Here is a 15,976-nt window from a genome sequence, read left to right on the forward strand (position 1 = left end):
AGGTCCAGCCTTCCGGTGCTATCCGGCGAGGTTGAGGGGAGGCCGGGCGGCGTCCTGGAGGGCACGCAACCGCCGCCGGCGCTCATGGTCCACCCGGTGCCTCCGCGAACCGGCGGTGATCAGCAGCAGGAAGACGGCAAGGCCGGCCGCGAAGGCGACCGGCGCCGATGCGGGTTCGCCGAAGAGCCTCTCGAAGAGGAGCCAGATGAGCCCCCAGACTACCGCCAGGGCGACGCTGAGATGCCCTCTGCCCGTACTGCACAGGACCGCCGTTCCGACCGTCACCACCCCCACGGCGATCAGGGCCCACGTCTGTGCGCCGAGGTCGAACAGGTCCGTCCCCTGCCGGTCGGCCAGCGCGGCGGCGCGCACTGCCGTCTCGATGATGGTCCAGCCCAACAGCAGGCCGAGGGGTACATCGACGGCCGCGCCTTCGATCCGACCCTCCGCGGGGTAGCGGTTCAGCGTGCCCAGGGTGGTCAGCAGGACGCCGAGGAGCAGGACGACGATCGCCGCCGCCAGGGTCTGCAGCTCCTCCCGGCCGCTCAGCCGGACGGCGGTGAGGAGCACGAGGGCCGAGGCGAGGGTCCAGCCGAGTCGGCGCTGGCGCTCCTTCCGGCGCTGCGAGGGCAGCCACTGGTACAGCACGTAGGCGCACAGCGCGAGGTCGATGAGGATCCGGATCCACAGGGCGCCCGCGGCGGGAAGAAGCAGGGTCGGCCCCGGCAGCGGCGGCCCGGACTGGAACGGATCCCAGCCGCGTCCGCCCGGTGCAAGGAGCCAGGCCGCCGCGGCCAAGGAGACCAGGACGGCGCGCAGCAGGTCCGGATCCCAGGACCCGACGTGGCCGGCAGCAGCCGCAAGGCGATCCCGCGGCACGGCCGTCCAGGCGGGCATTCTTCCCCGCCCGCCTCGGAACACGGCCGGCAGGGCCGGGTCCCCTCGGCGTGCCCCGCCCGCTCCCAGCACGGCGGTCGCGGAGGGGATCCGTCTGCGTGCCCTGCCGATTCCCAGCGCCGCGGTCGCGGGCCGCATCCGTCCGCGTGCCCTGCCGATTCCCAGCACCGCGGTCGCGGGCCGCAGCCGTCCGCGTGCCCTGCCGGCTCCCAGCGCGGCGGTCAGGGCCCGAATCTTGTGCGCAGCGCCACCCGGGCCAGTGGAACCGTCCCGAGCCGCGGACACCGTCGGAGGAACCGCGGGCGCAGGCGGGAGCTTCACCTCATGCGTCGGCTTCATCGCCTCCCTTTCGACGGGTGCTGCGCCGCGGGTGTCCCGTGCGCTCGCATCCAGCCTACCTACTTCCGCGCAGCGGCGGGCAGGTGGCCGGGCGGGATCATCGCGAATCCGAGCCGGCCGCCTCTTCGGTTTCCCCGGCGCCGGCGGCCTTGGCCCTCCGGCGCTGGCGCAGACCAAGAACGGCTGCGGTCACGAGCCCCACGAGGGTCCCGACGGCGGTTCCCAGCACGACGCTCACCCAGAGGGGCAGTCCGGTGGAGGCTCCGGTCAGGTAGCCAAGGCCCAGGAGCCACGCGGCCCACAGACATGCGCCCAGTGCGGTCAGGACCAGAAAGGGGCGGAGCGCGACCTCTGCGATGCCGGCCGCCGCGACGCTGGCGGTTCGGCCGCCGGGCAGGAAGCGCACCGCGACCAGTCCGGCGTAGGTAGGGGACTTTCCGGCCTTCTCCACGGCGCGGCGGAGCCCGCTGTGGACGGACCGGCCCCAGCGGAAGCGGTCGAGCCAGTGCGTCAGGCGGCGGCGGAAGAGCATAAACAGCGCCAGGTCGCCCACCCAGCTGCCGGTGGTCGCCACGAGGACGGCCGCGGGCAGGAAGAGGTTTCCGTGCGAGGCCATGGTGCCGGCGGCGATCACCATCAGTTCCGAGGGCACGACGGGGAGGACCACGTCCACGACGATGATGGTGAACATGAGCAGGAAGTAGAGCGGCATGGCCAGGTCGGGACCGGGGATCTCCACCCACCCAACCTACAGGCCGCGGGCGGGGAAAGCAGAGGAGTAGGGCCAAGCCCCGATTAATTCGGGGGAAACTCCGAGAGCCGCAGTGAGGATTCGAAGAAGGACTCGGTGCCGCTCAGCGGGTCGGTGAAGGAGATGCTCTTGGCCAGCAGCTGCAGCGGCTTCGAGAAGTCGTCGGCGGCCTGCGGCTTGAGCACGGGGTAGAAGGGGTCGTTGAGGATGCCCAGTCCGAGCCCGGCCATGTGCAGCCGAAGCTGGTGGGTCTTGCCGGTGTGCGGCTGCAGCCGGTACCGTCCGACGCCGGCCGTCTCCTCGAGCAGGCTCACCGCCGTCTCGGTGTTGGGGGCGCCCTCGACCTCCTGGGCCAGCAGGTAGGTGCGGGACTTCACGATGCGGCTCCGTACAGTCAGGGGTGCAACATCGAGGCCGAGCTCCGGCCGCACCGGGGCGACCGCCTCGTACTCCTTGCGGATCTGGCGGTTCTCGAACAGCAGCTGATACTTTCCGCGGGTTTCCGGGTTCACCGAGAACATCAGGATGCCGGCGGTCATGCGGTCCAGCCGGTGCATGGGAATCAGGTCGGGCAGGCCCAGCTGCACCCGCAGGCGCACCAGGGCCGACTCCGCGACATACATGCCGCCGGGGGTCGTCGGCAGGAAGTGGGGTTTATCGACCACGAGCAGGTCCTCGTCCTGGTGGAGGATGCTGATTTCCACCGGGAGCCGCTCTTCGACGGGAAGCTCGCGGTAGTACCAGATGAAGGTGTGGTCGGTCAGCGGGGTTTCCCGGGTGAGCACGGCGCCGCCGAGGGCCACCACCTCGCCGCGGTCGAACCGCTCAGCGATACCGTCGGGGTTCACATGGTCGAAACGGTCAAGGATGTACTCGAGGGCCGTCGACCACGGCCCTTCCTCGGGCAGGCGGAGGCGGGTGGCGTTGACTCCGTTGCGCACCGGAAGGGGGGACTTCATCACCTTTCAAGGGTACGGCCACCGCCGGCGGGTGGTTGGCAGTGGGGGCAGTAGTACAGGTCCCGCAGTTCGAGTTCGCTGTCCCCGAGCTGTTCGAGGACCACCGGTGTGCCGCAGCGCAGGCAGCCCCGGTTCGAGCGCCCGTACACCCACAGGTTGTTGCCGCGCAGGTTTCCGGTGGTGGCGCGGGTGCTTCGCAGCTTGTTCGCCTCGAGCAGCTTCTTGGCCAGGTCGACGATGCGGGGCAGGTTTCGGACCTCGCCGACGGGCGTCAAGGGGTGGACCCCGGCCAGGAAGCACAGCTCGCAGCGGTAGACGTTGCCGATGCCTGCGAGGTTGCGCTGGTCGAGCAGGGCCAGGCCGAGGGGCCGTTCCGGCTGGAGGGCCAGCCTCCGCAGCGCCTCGGCGGGGTCCCAGTCCCCGCCGAGCAGGTCCGGCCCGAGGTAGCCCACGGCCTCCTCCTCGCCCGAGCGCGGCAGGACCCGCAGGAAACCCAGTTCGAAACCGACGACGACGTTGTCGGCCGTCTCGAGCACGCACCTCGCCTTGAAGCCGGGCCGGCGCCACTTCTGGCCATGCGCGTACACGTGCCAGAGCCCTTCCATCTTCAGGTGGGAGTGGATGTCCCACCCTTCCGACTCCCCGCCGCCGCCCCCGCGGATCAGCAGGTGTTTGCCGCGGGAGACGACCTCCTCGACGGTGTCGCCGGTGAAGTCCACCGTGGCGAAGCGCGGCACCCGGATGTCACACCGGGTCAGTTCCTTCCCGGCCAAGGCCGCATGGAGGTCGCGGGCGGCCCTCCACACGGTATCTCCCTCAGGCACGGGTTTCCCCCCGGGAGCGGACGTCTGACGCAAATCCTCTAAGCACGGATCCTCAGCCCCTTGGGTGTCGTGTAGAAACCGGCGGCGGCCAGGGCCGAGCCCACCCCGGTGTCGAGGATCTCCCCGCCGTTGACCTTCTCCAGCGCCATCTTGTCGGCCGCGCCCCGCCGGATGACGCCGACCAGGGCGGCGGCGGCCGCATCGAGGGCGGGCTGGTCCTCGGTGAAGACCAGCAGCGTCTTACCGCCCCGCTCGACGTAGAGCGCCAGGTCGCCGTCGACAAGCACGACGAGGGCGCCGGCCTTGCGGCCGGGACGGTGCCCTCCCTCGGCCTGCGGCCAGGCGAGGGCGGCGCCGTACGGGTTCGCCGGGTCGGTCGCGGCCAGGGCCGTCGCCGTGAGCGCCGGTCCGCCGGCGGCCTCCGAGCGCGGATCGTTGTCCGCGCTGAAGGAACGCAGCCGGTCAACGGTCGAGGGCACCGCGAACTGGGCCGCGCCGAGATGCTCGATGAAGTAGCCGCGCCGGCACCGGCCCATCTCCTCGAGCCGCGCGAGCACCTTGTACATCAGGCCGAACCCACCCGGCACCCCTTCGCTGCCCACTGCCCCGCGGGTGACCACGCCGTAGCGGTCAAGGAGCAGTTCGGCGGTGGCGTGGGCGTGGAGGGTCGACTCGTTCTCCACGGGCGGCAGCAGGTTCCAGCGTCCCGCCGCGACCGGCGGGGTGGCGCGCTGGTACCCGGAGACGCCGTCGGGCCCGCCGGCCAGGCTCATCGAACTGTTCGTGAGGGAACGTCCCGGTGCGCGGCCGAGCCGTCCCGCCCGGGAGGTGCGGGCGCGTGCCGGGGGCTGGCGCTGCTTGTGCGCGGTCCGGCCGCCGGCCAGCAGGGCCCGGACCGGGGTGAAGGTGTCGTTGCTGACGCGCCCGGCCCAGACCAGGTCCCACAAGGCGGTGACGAGGTCGGCCTCGGAGGGGACGCTGTCGACGTCGAGGGCGGTGCTGAGCTGGCGCAGGAAGTAGCCTCCGCCGCCGCCGAGCAGGTCGAGCAGCGCCGCGGAGAGCGGCGAGGGCTCGTACGCAGGGTCGGGGCGGAGGGTCAGCGGCGCGTTTTCCGCAAGGTGCAGGGCGATCCAGCCGTCGTTTCCGGCGAGCGATCCGGCACCCGACCACACCACCTCCCCGGTGGCGGTGAGCTCGTCGAGCATCGCCGGTGAGTAGTTGGCCACCCGCTGGCCCAGGATGAGCGGCTCCCAGGCCGAGGCGGGAATCGGCACGCCGGAGAGCTGGTCCACCACGGTTGCCACGCCGTCGAGTCCGCGGAGCCCCGAGCCGATGTGCTGCCAGACGGGCAGGAAGCGTCCGTAGGCGGCCGGGTCGACCGGCTCCACCTCTTGCCGCAGGGCCGCGAGGGAGCGCCGCCGCAGCCGGCGCAGCACCTCGACGTCGCACCACTCGCTCGGGGCGGCGGGGTGGACGACGGTGGTCTCCCCGGCCTGCGGGGCGGCCTCGGCGGGCCGGAACTCGCCCTCGACGGTGCGCCCGTCGGCGGCGAGGCGCTGCAGGGCCGTTGCCACGACGGCGACGCCGAGGCCGAGCCGGGCCGCCGCTTCCGCGGCGGTGAAGGGTCCGTGGGTGCGGGCGTACCGGCTGACAAGGTCCCCCAGCGGATCGGCCACGGGTTCGATGAAGGCGAGCGGGATGCCCATCGGCAGGGGCACCCCCAGGGCGTCGCGCAGCCGGGCGGCGTCCTCGACGGCCGAGATCCGTTCGACGCCGGCGATGGAGACCTTCAGGGCGCGGTTGGCGCGCAGCAGCGGTTCCACCAGGTCCGCGGCCTCGGCCTCGGTGGCACGCGGCACCGCAGCCCCCTCCTCCCCGGCACCCTCTCCATTCGCCGCCGGAGCGGTGCCCTCGAGCCGTTCGGCGATCTCGGCAAGGCTCAGCGGGCCCAGGAGGCGCAGCAGGTCCGCGACGCCCTCCAGTCCCCGGGCGCGCCGGTCCGGGCGGAGGCGCTGGAGTTCACTTTCGGTGTCGGCGATGACCTTCGCGTCCAGCAGTTCGCGCAGTTCGGCCCGGCCCAGGAGCTCGTTGAGGAGGGTGGGGTCGAGCGAGAGGGCGGCGGCCCGGCGCTCCGCCAGGGGTGAATCCCCCTCGTACAGGAAGGAGGCGACGTACCCGAACAGCATTGAGCGGGCGAAGGGGGAGGCCTGCTGCGTGGTGACCTCGACCATCCGCAGCTCCCGGCGTTCAAGGGAGGCCGCCAGCTCCTTCAGGGCGGGCAGGTCGTAGACATCCTGGAGGACCTCCCTCACGGTCTCAAGGACGATCGGGAAGGTTGGATACTTCTTGGCGACGTCGAGCAGCTGCGCCGACCGCTGCCGCTGCTGCCACAGCGGGCTGCGCTTGCTCGGGTTCTGCCGGGGCAGCAGCAGCGCCCGGGCGGCGCACTCCCGGAACCGCGAGGCGAACAGCGCGGAGCCTCCGACCTCGGCAGTGACGATCCCGTCGAGCTCGTCGGCGTCGAAGAGAAAGAGTTCGGCGCCGGGCGGCTCGTCCTCCATGAGGGGAACGCGCAGCACGATGCCGTCGTCGGAAGCCATGGCGGAGCCCTCAATGCCGTACCGCTGCTCGAGGCGCGCCCCGACGGCGAGCGCCCAGGGGGCGTGGACCGGCATGCCGAAGGGGCTGTGCAGGACGACGCGCCAGTCGCCGAGCTCATCGTGGAAGCGTTCGACGACGAGCGTGCGGTCGTTGGGCACCACCTCGGTGGCTTCGCGCTGTTCCTTGAGGTAGGTCAGCAGGTTCCCCGAGGCCCACTCGTCGAGCCCGATGCGCTGGCAGCGCTCGCGGGCCTGGTCCTCCGGGGCGTAGGACATCTCCCGGACGAAGGCACCCAGCGCCCTGCCCAGCTCGACAGGACGGCCCAGGGAGTCGCCCTTCCAGAACGGCAGCTTGCCGGGCTGGCCGAAGGCGGGGGAGACGAGGACCCGGTCGTGGGTGATCTCCTCGATCCGCCAGCTGGTGGCACCGAGGGCGAAGACGTCTCCCACCCGTGATTCGTAGACCATCTCCTCGTCGAGTTCCCCGACCCGCCGGCCACCGGCCCGCGCCCCCTCACCCTCGGAGCCGACGAGGAAGACCCCGAACAGGCCCCGGTCGGGGATGGTGCCGCCGGAGGTCACGGCGAGGCGCTGGGCGCCGGGGCGCCCGGTGATGGTCCCCTCGGTCCGGTCCCAGATGATCCGCGGCCGCAGCCCGGCGAACTCATCGGAGGGGTACCGCCCGGCGAGCAGGTCAAGGGTGGCGTCGAAGGCCGAGCGGGGAAGAGTTGCGAACGGCGCGGACCTGCGCACGACGTCGAACCACTCCTCGACGTCGATGGTGCCCAGCGCGGCGGCGGCCACTGTCTGCTGGGCCAGGATGTCCAGCGGGTTGGCGGGGATGGCGAGGGGCTCGATCTTGCCCGCCAGCATTCTCTCCACCGTCACCGTGGTGTTCACCAGGTCGCCGCGGTGCTTGGGGAACAGCACCCCCTGGGAGACCTCGCCCACCTGGTGCCCGGCCCGGCCCACCCGCTGCAGGCCGCTGGCCACGGACTGCGGGGACTCGACCTGCACCACGAGGTCGACGGCGCCCATGTCGATGCCCAGCTCGAGGGAGCTAGTCGCCACCACGCAGCGCAGCCGCCCCGACTTCAGGTCGTCTTCGATCAGGGCCCGCTGGTCCTTCGACACCGAGCCGTGGTGGGCGCGGGCCAGCAGCGGTTCGGCGCCGGCGCTCTGCCCTGCCTGCGCCATAATCTGGGCCGGCGGCAAAGCGGGCGCGGCGGCCGGTCCACCGCGGGGAGTCGGTTGTGCAGCATCCGGTTCCGCACCGGCTGCCCCGCCGTCAGCGTTTCCGGCGGCCCAGACGGCGTTGCGCTCAAGGCGTTCGGCGTGGATCTCATTGAGCCGGGCCGTGAGGCGCTCGGCGAGCCGGCGCGAGTTCGCGAAGACGATGGTGGAACGGTTTTCCTCGATCAGGTCGACGATGCGTTCCTCGACGTGCGGCCAGATGCTCGCCTGCGGGACCGCGTCGCCGTCGGTCCCGCCGGGACCCCCGGTGGCGCCGCCCAGCTCCGTCATGTCCTCCACCGGCACGGAGACCGTCAGGTCCCACTTCTTGGCCGAGGGCGGAGCGACAATTTCCACCGGAGCGTTGCCGGAGAGGAACCGTGCGACGGTCTCCCGGGGCTCGACTGTTGCGGAAAGGCCGATCCGCTGCACCGGCTTGCCCAGCAGGGCATCGAGGCGGGCCAGGGACACCGCCAGGTGCGCCCCGCGCTTGGTGCCGGCGACGGCATGGACCTCGTCGACAATGACGGTGTGCACTTCGGACAGGGTCTCCCGGGCTTTTGAGGTGAGCATCAGGAAGAGCGACTCGGGAGTGGTGATGAGGATGTCCGGGGGTCGGGTGAGCAGCGCCCGCCGTTCGGCCTGCGGGGTGTCACCTGAGCGCACCCCCACGGTGATTGAGGGTGCCGGAAGGCCAAGCCGGCGGGCCGTCTGGGTGATGCCGATCAGCGGGGCACGCAGGTTACGCTCGACGTCGACGCCGAGCGCCTTCAGCGGGGAGATATAGAGCACCCGGGTGCTGCGCGCCGGTACTGCAGGTGCCTTCTTCGGTCCGGAGGAGCCGTTCGCGGCGGGCGCCGAATGCTCCCCGTCCACCAGCAGCCGGTCAAGGGCCCAGAGGAACGCAGCGAGGGTCTTGCCCGATCCCGTCGGCGCCACCACCAGGGCATTCGATCCGGCCGAAATGGCCTTCCAGGCACCCTCCTGCGCCGCGGTGGGCGCGGAAAAAGCGCCGGCGAACCACTCCGAGGTGGCTGGGGTGAACCTGCTCAGCACCGATGTCACCCCAACATCATCTCTCAGTCTGCTGACATTCCTCACCCCGGTCCTGGAGGAGAAGGACGGGGTGGCCGCGGGTCAGCCCGCGGGCTGCATGGCGCCCACGGTCATCAGGACGATCGATGAGGCGGAGCAGGCGGTGATCTCCTGCGGCAGGACGAGGGAGTCGGTTGCACCGGGGGGATAGACGCGCACGCCGGCGGCGGGCACCGCACCGCAGTCGGCGCCGTAGTTGCCCGCATTGACCTGCTGCAGCACCGCGGTCGCAGAGGCGCCGGGCTCGAGCGTGAAGGCCCCGCCCGGCTCGCCCCGGTCCGCGGGCGCACCGAGCTGGGTGCCCGCCGCGTCAACATACGAGACCCCGGGATAACCGGCCATGTCGCAGGCGGCGCCGGAGGTGTTCGTGAGCGTCAGCGTCCGGTAGGCGCTGCCGGCGGCTCCGGCGCCCGGCCCGGTGGTCACCGCACCGGACAGATCGGCCGCGGTGCATACCCCGCCGTCGCCCTCGGTCGGTTCGGGATCGGGCTCAGGATCCGCAGGCGCCGACGAGGGTGACGGCGAGGGTGAGGAGGAGGCCGTCGGAGCAGGCGGAGCCGAGGGCGCCTCCGACGCTGTGGGCGACACAGACGCCGCCTCCGAGGCTGCCGGGGCCTCCGCTCCGGTCGGTTCAGAGGCCGCCGGCGCGCATGCGCCCAGCAGGGTGGCGGTGCCGATGGCTACGGCGGCGAGGATCCAGTGCGGGGTACCCGAAGTCATGAAGCCACAGTAGGCGTGGTGCCCGTGTGATGCATGTGCCGGAGGGCGTGCCGTGGCTTGAGTTCCCCGATTGTTATGGAAAGAGGCCTATTCGTGATGGTAGGAACGCCGCCCGGCGATCTCCTGCGCGCGGTAGACCTGCTCGGCGAGGATGAGCCGGACCAGCTGGTGCGGGAACACGAGCTTCGACAGCGACAGGACGAAATCGGCGCGCCGGTGCACCGTGTCATCGACGCCGTAGGCGCCGCCGATAAGAAAGGTCACCGGGCGGGAGGCGTTTAGGGCGCCGCCCAGGGTGCGGGAGAAGGCGGGCGAGTCGATGGACCTGCCCCGCTCGTCGAGCAGGATCACGTAGTCGCGGGGCTCGGTGGTCTTGGCCAGGAGCCGCTCCGATTCCTCGGCCCGGGCTGCTTCCCCCTCGCGGGCCGAGTGCGGGAGGAACTGCCAGGACAGGTCGAAGGGTTTCTTGAGGCGCTTCTCGTAGCGGGCAATGCCGTCGGAAACCCAGCTCTCATGTTTCCGGCCCACGGCCAGTACTCGGATAGCCATTTCCTCAGGCTACCGCCCCGGATGCGGGTCACCCCGAAGGGTTAACGGAGGTCAAACCGCAACCGTCGCGGAGGTGAACAAAAACAGTGACCCCCAAGAAAAATATCAGTACGCTTACGAAATTCCGATGGAACCGAAAGGCAGGTGGAGAGATGGCGCATTCCAAGGACAGCAGACAGCTACCGGGTGGAGGTCCCGCGCCCGGCGGGCGGACCATCGCCGTCATCCTCGCCGGAGGAGTCGGCACGCGGATGGGGCTCGACATCCCCAAACAGCTTGTCCCCATCGCCGGCAGGACCAGCCTTGAGCACACTGTCGAAATCTTCTCGACCTGCCCCGGCATCGACGAGATCCTGGTGATGATGGACCCCGGCAGCATCGCCCGCGCGCGGGAACTCCTTCCCGCTTCCCGTTTTCCCCGGCTCTCCTCAATTCTGGAGGGGGGCGCCGACCGCAACGACACCTCCTATCGGGCGCTGCAGGCCATCGCGGAGCCCGGTGCGAAGGTGATCTTCCACGACGCGGTGCGCCCGCTCGTCGATTCCTCGATCATCCGCGCGTGCATCGACGCGCTCGACACCTACGAGGCGGTCGACACAGGCATCCCGTCGGCCGACACCATCATCGAGGTCGACGCGTCCAACATCATCCGGGCCGTTCCACCGCGGGCCTCGCTGCGCCGAGGGCAGACTCCCCAGGCCTTCCGCTGGGACACCATCATGGACGCCTACTCCCGGGCCCGGCAGGATCCGTCCTTCACGGCCACCGACGACTGCTCCGTCGTGCTGAACTACCGCCCGGACGTGCCGATCATCGTCGTCCCCGGGCACGAAGCGAACATCAAGATCACCCACCCCATCGACATCCACCTCGCGGACAAGCTGTTCCAGCTGAAGAGCCAGTTGGTCGAACCGGTGCCGTTCCCGGTCGCCAGCCTGCGCGGCGCCACTGTGGTCATCTTCGGCGGCAGCTCGGGCATCGGTGAGGAGCTGGCCCGCCAGCTCGACGCTGAGGGCGCCAATGTCGTCTGTCACAGCCGCACCGGCTCGGGTACCTTCGTTGAGGACCGTACCTCGGTGGCCCGGGCGCTCGCCGGCGCGTCGGCGATGTACGGGCGGATCGACCATGTCGTCCTGACCGCGGGCGTGCTGACCATCGGGGCCCTGGCCGAGCTCAGCGACGAGCAGATCCGGCACGACATCGACGTCAACCTGATGGCGGCCTTCGTCGTCGCCCAGGAGTCGCATTCGTACCTTTCCATTTCGCAGGGCTCATTGCTGCTCTACTCCTCGAGTTCGTACACCCGCGGCCGGGCCAAGTACACCGTGTACTCGGCGACGAAGGCCGCCGTCGTGAACCTCACGCAGGCGCTCGCCGACGAGTGGGGCGAGGACCGCATCCGGGTGAACTGCATCAGCCCCAGCCGGACGGCTACGCCCATGCGTGTCAAAGCCTTCGGTGTCGAGGACGAGCACTCCCTGGTCCAGGCCGGGGAAGTGGCCCGCGTCAGCGCGCAGGTGTTGGCCTCGGACCTCACCGGGCAGGTCTTCGACGTCCGGCTGCCCGCAACGGATCCGCTGCACGTTCCTCTGGAAACCGCGAAGTGAGCGCGTTCTTCGCCGCCGACACCAAGAGCCTGACCGTCACCGGAACGGACTTCGCCCCGGGCTCCGCGGTGTCGGTGCTGCTCGCGGGGCGGCGCATCTGGACGTTCCGGGTGCCCGAGGACGGCTCAGGCTGGGACGGCGTGACGGTCGAGTGGCCCCCGGCGCTCGCCGAGCGGCTCCGGGGCAGGGCGAGACTGGCGGTGGAACGCGACGGCACCCTGATCGGCGGCGAGCAGCCCGTGCAGTTCGACGAGAGCGACACCGAGCTGCTGCTGTGCGAGCCGGCCACTGGCATCCCGCTGGTGGTCAATAAGTGGGGCAGGATCGCCCGCTCCTTCGAGGGGCGCGAAGCCTCGCTCATTGAGGGTGTCCTTGACGAGGCCGAACGGCTCATTGAGCTCGTCCGGGACCGGACCGGGATCGAGCTCTTCGTCACCGGGGGAACCCTGCTGGGCCCGGTGCGCGACGGGCGGATCCTGCCCAACGACGACGATGCCGACTTTGCCTACCTCAGCCGGCACGAGAACCCCTCCGACGTCGCCCTTGAGAGCTATGAGCTTGAACGCATGCTCGTCGCGGAGGGCCATGAGGTGGTGCGGCACTCCAGCGGGCACCTGCAGCTGATGTATCCGGGCGGAACCGTGACCGACCGCTTCTACCTCGACATCTTCACCTACTTCGTCTGTTCCGGCTGGTTCCACGGCACCTTCCATGCCCGTGAACGCGCCGACGAGGTGACGGTCCTGCCGCTGAAGCCGGTAAACGTCAACGACAGGATGCTGCCGGGTCCCGCCGAACCGGACCAGATGCTGACGGCCATCTACGGTCCGGGCTGGAAGACCCCCGATCCGGCCTTCCGCTTCATCACCCCGCCCTCGGCCGGGCGGCGGTTCTACTGGTGGCTCAACCATTTCGACGTCGACCGCGAGAACTGGGAGGACCACCACCGGGCCGAAATCGCGGCCGATCCCTCGCCACGCCCGTCGTCCTTCGCGCTCGCCACCGCCGGCCGGATTGCCCCCGGATCCTCCGTGCTCGACCTCGGCTGCGGCCTCGGCGCCGACGCGAGATACCTCGCCGGGCAGGGACATTCGGTGCTCGGGGTGGACTACAGCAGGCCCGCCCTGGTGTTCGCCCGCACGGCGGGGGACGAGGGCGGGCGGCTCCGGTTTGAGCACACGAACCTCTATATGGCCCGGCACGCAATGCGCCTGCGCACGCAGTGCACGCAGCTGCCGGGGCCGGTTCAGGTGTATGGGAACCAGCTCTTCAACGCGCTCAGCCCGCTCGGCTGGGACACGACCCTCCAACTCGTGAAGCATCTGTTAGCGGAACCGGGGGCGAGGGCCCACTTCGAGGTCGGAATCAGCGGCGAGGTGGGATCCCCGAGCTGGCTCGAGTACCGGCCCGTTGAGTGGCGCAGGTTCGAAGAGCAGCTGGCCCGGTATGGGATGGAGATCGACGAACGAGCGGACGTTCCGTTGTCGGACTCGGCGGGGGCCGAGGTCCGCAGGGTGATTGTCAGGAGGATGGAATGGTGAATGCTGTGTTTGCGATATTGAGGGGTCCGGGGCGGAAGCTGCTTCGGGCGGCGATCCCCGGAATACTGGCGAGAATTGACGCCATCCCTGCCCTCCAGCGGGAGGTTCAGGACCTGCGTGCCGAGGTGATCCGCCTCGATGCGGATCTCGACGAGTCGCGGCGGCTCAACCTGCGCGCCGCCGAACTCCTTGACACCGTCTACGAGGAGCTTGGCCGTCGCCCGGTGTGACCACGGCTGCAAGAAGGCAAGCACATCTTTTCCTCGCACCTAGATAGTAAGCCGCCTTACTATTTGGTGATCCCGTTTCATCCGGAGACCTTTTCTTCCGCAACCGTCAGGAGGGCCGCATGGCGTTGAGCACTTCCCCGCCCGGACCGCCCATTGAAATCATCGGCGGGTTCGAGAGCACGTTCCTGCCCGCCCATGACCGCGACATCTTCGAAACCACCGAACATGACGTCCGCTGGCGGGAGGACCTCGACCTGCTGCGCCGCTCGGGGATCACCCGGCTGCGCTACCCCGTCCGGTGGCACCGCGTCGAGGCGGTCCAGGGAGTCTTCGACTGGTCGGCGACGGATGAGGTGCTGAACCACCTGCGCGATCACGGCTTCCGGCCCATCGTGGACCTCGTGCACCACACCAGCTACCCCGCCTGGCTCGAGGGAGGCTTCGCCGACTCCGGGTTCGGCCCGGCCTACCTGCGCTACGCCGAGGCCTTTGCCCGCCGCTACCCCTGGGTGGAGGAGTACACGCTGTTCAACGAGCCCTTCTCGACCCTCTTCCTCTCCGGGCACGAAGCCATCTGGCCGCCCTACCACTCGGGACTGCAGGGCTTCATCGACCTTCTCGCCAACGTCCTGCCCGCCGTCGCCGAGGCGAGCCGCCTCTACCGGGAGCTGCTGCCGGAGGCCCGGCACGTCTGGGTCGACACCTGCGAGTTCCACACCGGGTCCGATGCCCCGGGCCAGGCGTACGCCGACATGGCCAATGAGCGCCGCTTCCTCGTGATCGACAGCTTCCTCGGGCGGGGCTACGACGCCGAAAGCCAGCTCGGCCGGGACCTCGCCCCGGTGGGAGGGGAGCGGCTTCAGGGCCTCGAGCCCGGTTTCGTTGACGTGCTCGGCCTCGATTACTACGCCCACTGCCAGTGGAACTTCTCGGTGGACGGCGGGACGGCCCCCACCCCGACGCCCCTTCCCCTGGCCGACCAGATCGGGCAGTACTGGGACCGCTACGGCCTTCCCTGCATCCTTACCGAAACGAACGTGCGCGGGCACACCGGCGACCGGGCCAGCTGGCTCAAGTACGTCCTCGAACAATGCGAACACGCGCAGGCGCGCGGCGTTCCCGTCGAGGGCCTGTGCTGGTTCCCCGTCATCGACTCGACCGACTGGGACTCGCTGCTGTTCCGCTGCGACGGGCATATCGACCCCGTCGGGGTGTACTGGCTCGACGAACAGCTGGACCGCCGTGAATCGGTGATGTCCACCGCGTATGCGCGCGCCGCCACCGGCGTGCGGGCCGTTGATCTGCCGGCGTACCGCTTCGCGGAGCCTGTGAACACGTGGCTGCGCGGGTACTTCCCGCAGATGTCGCACTGGAACTTCTCGATGCCCCCGAGCACCGATATCGGTTCCAGCCTTCCCCGCACCACCACTCGAATGGAATTGAGGATCGTCGATGCAAAGTGAACTTATCGTGCTGTCGCACCTGCGGTGGGACTGGGTCTGGCAGCGCCCGCAGCAGCTCATGTCGCGGCTCGGCAAGGCGCCGGCCCGCGCCACCTGGTTCGTCGAGGAACCCCTCACCCCGGCCGGCGTCGAGGTGACCCGGAACCGCCTCGGGACCCAGCAGGTGGACGGTTTGACCCGGGTCTGGCTTGAAATTCCCGAACAGGGACGGCATGTCGGCTTCTTCGATGAGGTGATGCCCGACTACGTCGAGCAGCTTCCGCAGCTCGTGGGCCCGCCGACCGGCGAGCGGGTGGTCTGGATCTACACGCCGCTGGCCCTCGAGGCCGCGCTGGCGCTCCACCCCACAACCCTCGTCTACGACGTGATGGACGACCTCGCCGCGTTCAAGGATGCGGCACCGGAGCTCGTCGTGCGGCAGCGCCAGGCGCTGCGTCGCGCCGACGTCGTCTTCGCCGGGGGCCGCTCACTTCACCGTTCAGTGGTGAGGCAGGGCCGCGAGGATGCGCACCTCGTGCCCAGCGGCGTGTCGACCGAGCACTACGCCGCCGCGGGCCGGCATGCGAAGCGGAACCGGGAGCGTCCGGTGGCGGGGTATGTCGGCGTCCTCGACGAGCGGCTCGACCTCGAGCTCCTGGCGGACCTCGCCGCCCGGCTGCCCCAGTGGGACATCCACATGATCGGGCCCGTGTGCAAGATCGATCCGGCGGACCTTCCACAGGCGCCGAACATTCGTTACCTCGGGCAGCAGTCCTACGAGGACCTCCCCGGACTAATGGCCGAACTCGACGTCGCCCTGATGCCCTTCGCCCTGAATGAGGCGACCCGCTCGATCAGCCCGACCAAGACCCTCGAGTACCTCGCCTGCGGGCTGCCGGTGGTCTCAACCCGCGTGCCCGACGTCGTCGCGGACTTCACCGGCGTCGTGGACCTCCAGGATGACGGCGAAGGGTTCGCCGCCGCGTGTGGTCGGCTTGTGGGCCGGGCCGGCCGTGCGCCTTCGGCTGAGCTGAAACGGCTGCTTCGACACCACCACTGGGACCGGATCGCTGGTTCGATGGAGAAGCTTGTGTTCTCGCGCCGGATGCATCCCGCCGAGACAGAGGAAGCGACGGCCTGAGCAGGAGGAGTATCAATTGAGACCCGCGGTGTCGCGAGAGCATCCACC

12 protein-coding genes are annotated in these 15,976 nt (G+C 70.1%); 5 read left to right on the plus strand and 7 right to left on the minus strand.

Translation table 11 applies throughout. The features are described 5' to 3' along the window. Positions 1–18: 18 nt before the first annotated feature. From E2F48_RS13555 to E2F48_RS13585, 7 genes are all read right to left on the minus strand, one after another. Positions 19–897 carry a hypothetical protein gene (locus E2F48_RS13555; protein WP_133404483.1) on the minus strand — a complete coding sequence of 293 codons (879 nt, stop codon included), beginning with the start codon at positions 895–897 and terminating at the stop codon, positions 19–21. 436 nt (positions 898–1,333) lie between these two features. Further along, positions 1,334–1,975 (minus strand): DedA family protein, encoded by a 642-nt coding sequence (locus tag E2F48_RS13560; RefSeq protein WP_133404484.1) that lies wholly within the window; start codon positions 1,973–1,975, stop codon positions 1,334–1,336. A gap of 56 nt (positions 1,976–2,031) precedes the next feature. Beyond that, positions 2,032–2,946: an RluA family pseudouridine synthase gene (locus tag E2F48_RS13565; protein ID WP_133404582.1), complete on the minus strand. Its 915-nt coding sequence runs from the start codon at positions 2,944–2,946 to the stop codon at positions 2,032–2,034. Continuing rightward, the gene (locus tag E2F48_RS13570; RefSeq protein WP_133404485.1) at positions 2,946–3,770 is read right to left on the minus strand and encodes a DNA-formamidopyrimidine glycosylase family protein; all 825 of its coding nucleotides are present in this window, start codon (positions 3,768–3,770) and stop codon (positions 2,946–2,948) included. The genes E2F48_RS13565 and E2F48_RS13570 overlap by 1 nt, the downstream gene beginning before the upstream one ends. Positions 3,771–3,808: 38 nt before the next feature. Then, positions 3,809–8,686, minus strand: coding sequence for an ATP-dependent helicase (locus E2F48_RS13575; RefSeq protein ID WP_425455784.1), 4,878 nt, complete (start codon positions 8,684–8,686; stop codon positions 3,809–3,811). Positions 8,687–8,740: 54 nt separating this feature from the next. Further along, positions 8,741–9,418: a DUF4232 domain-containing protein gene (locus tag E2F48_RS13580; RefSeq protein WP_133404487.1), complete on the minus strand. Its 678-nt coding sequence runs from the start codon at positions 9,416–9,418 to the stop codon at positions 8,741–8,743. Positions 9,419–9,505: 87 nt separating this feature from the next. Continuing rightward, positions 9,506–9,967: a 23S rRNA (pseudouridine(1915)-N(3))-methyltransferase RlmH gene (locus tag E2F48_RS13585; protein WP_133404488.1), complete on the minus strand. Its 462-nt coding sequence runs from the start codon at positions 9,965–9,967 to the stop codon at positions 9,506–9,508. Positions 9,968–10,119: 152 nt separating this feature from the next. On the opposite strand from E2F48_RS13585, the gene E2F48_RS13590 reads away from it, so the two are divergent. The 5 genes from E2F48_RS13590 to E2F48_RS13610 all read left to right on the plus strand — a co-directional run bounded on the left by E2F48_RS13590 (position 10,120) and on the right by E2F48_RS13610 (position 15,928). After that, the gene (locus E2F48_RS13590) at positions 10,120–11,574 is read left to right on the plus strand and encodes a bifunctional cytidylyltransferase/SDR family oxidoreductase (protein ID WP_133404489.1); all 1,455 of its coding nucleotides are present in this window, start codon (positions 10,120–10,122) and stop codon (positions 11,572–11,574) included. Continuing rightward, positions 11,571–13,115: a class I SAM-dependent methyltransferase gene (locus E2F48_RS17655; RefSeq protein ID WP_133404490.1), complete on the plus strand. Its 1,545-nt coding sequence runs from the start codon at positions 11,571–11,573 to the stop codon at positions 13,113–13,115. Before E2F48_RS13590 ends, E2F48_RS17655 begins: the two co-directional genes overlap by 4 nt. Then, positions 13,109–13,345 carry a hypothetical protein gene (locus E2F48_RS13600; protein ID WP_133404491.1) on the plus strand — a complete coding sequence of 79 codons (237 nt, stop codon included), beginning with the start codon at positions 13,109–13,111 and terminating at the stop codon, positions 13,343–13,345. The genes E2F48_RS17655 and E2F48_RS13600 overlap by 7 nt, the downstream gene beginning before the upstream one ends. Positions 13,346–13,464: 119 nt before the next feature. Further along, positions 13,465–14,808, plus strand: a complete 1,344-nt coding sequence (locus E2F48_RS13605; RefSeq protein WP_133404492.1) for a family 1 glycosylhydrolase — start codon at positions 13,465–13,467, stop codon at positions 14,806–14,808. Next, the gene (locus E2F48_RS13610) at positions 14,798–15,928 is read left to right on the plus strand and encodes a glycosyltransferase (RefSeq protein WP_133404493.1); all 1,131 of its coding nucleotides are present in this window, start codon (positions 14,798–14,800) and stop codon (positions 15,926–15,928) included. Before E2F48_RS13605 ends, E2F48_RS13610 begins: the two co-directional genes overlap by 11 nt. Positions 15,929–15,976 lie beyond the last annotated feature (48 nt).

Source organism: Arthrobacter crusticola (genome assembly GCF_004357995.1).
GTDB classification, from domain to species: Bacteria; Actinomycetota; Actinomycetes; order Actinomycetales; family Micrococcaceae; genus Arthrobacter_D; species Arthrobacter_D crusticola.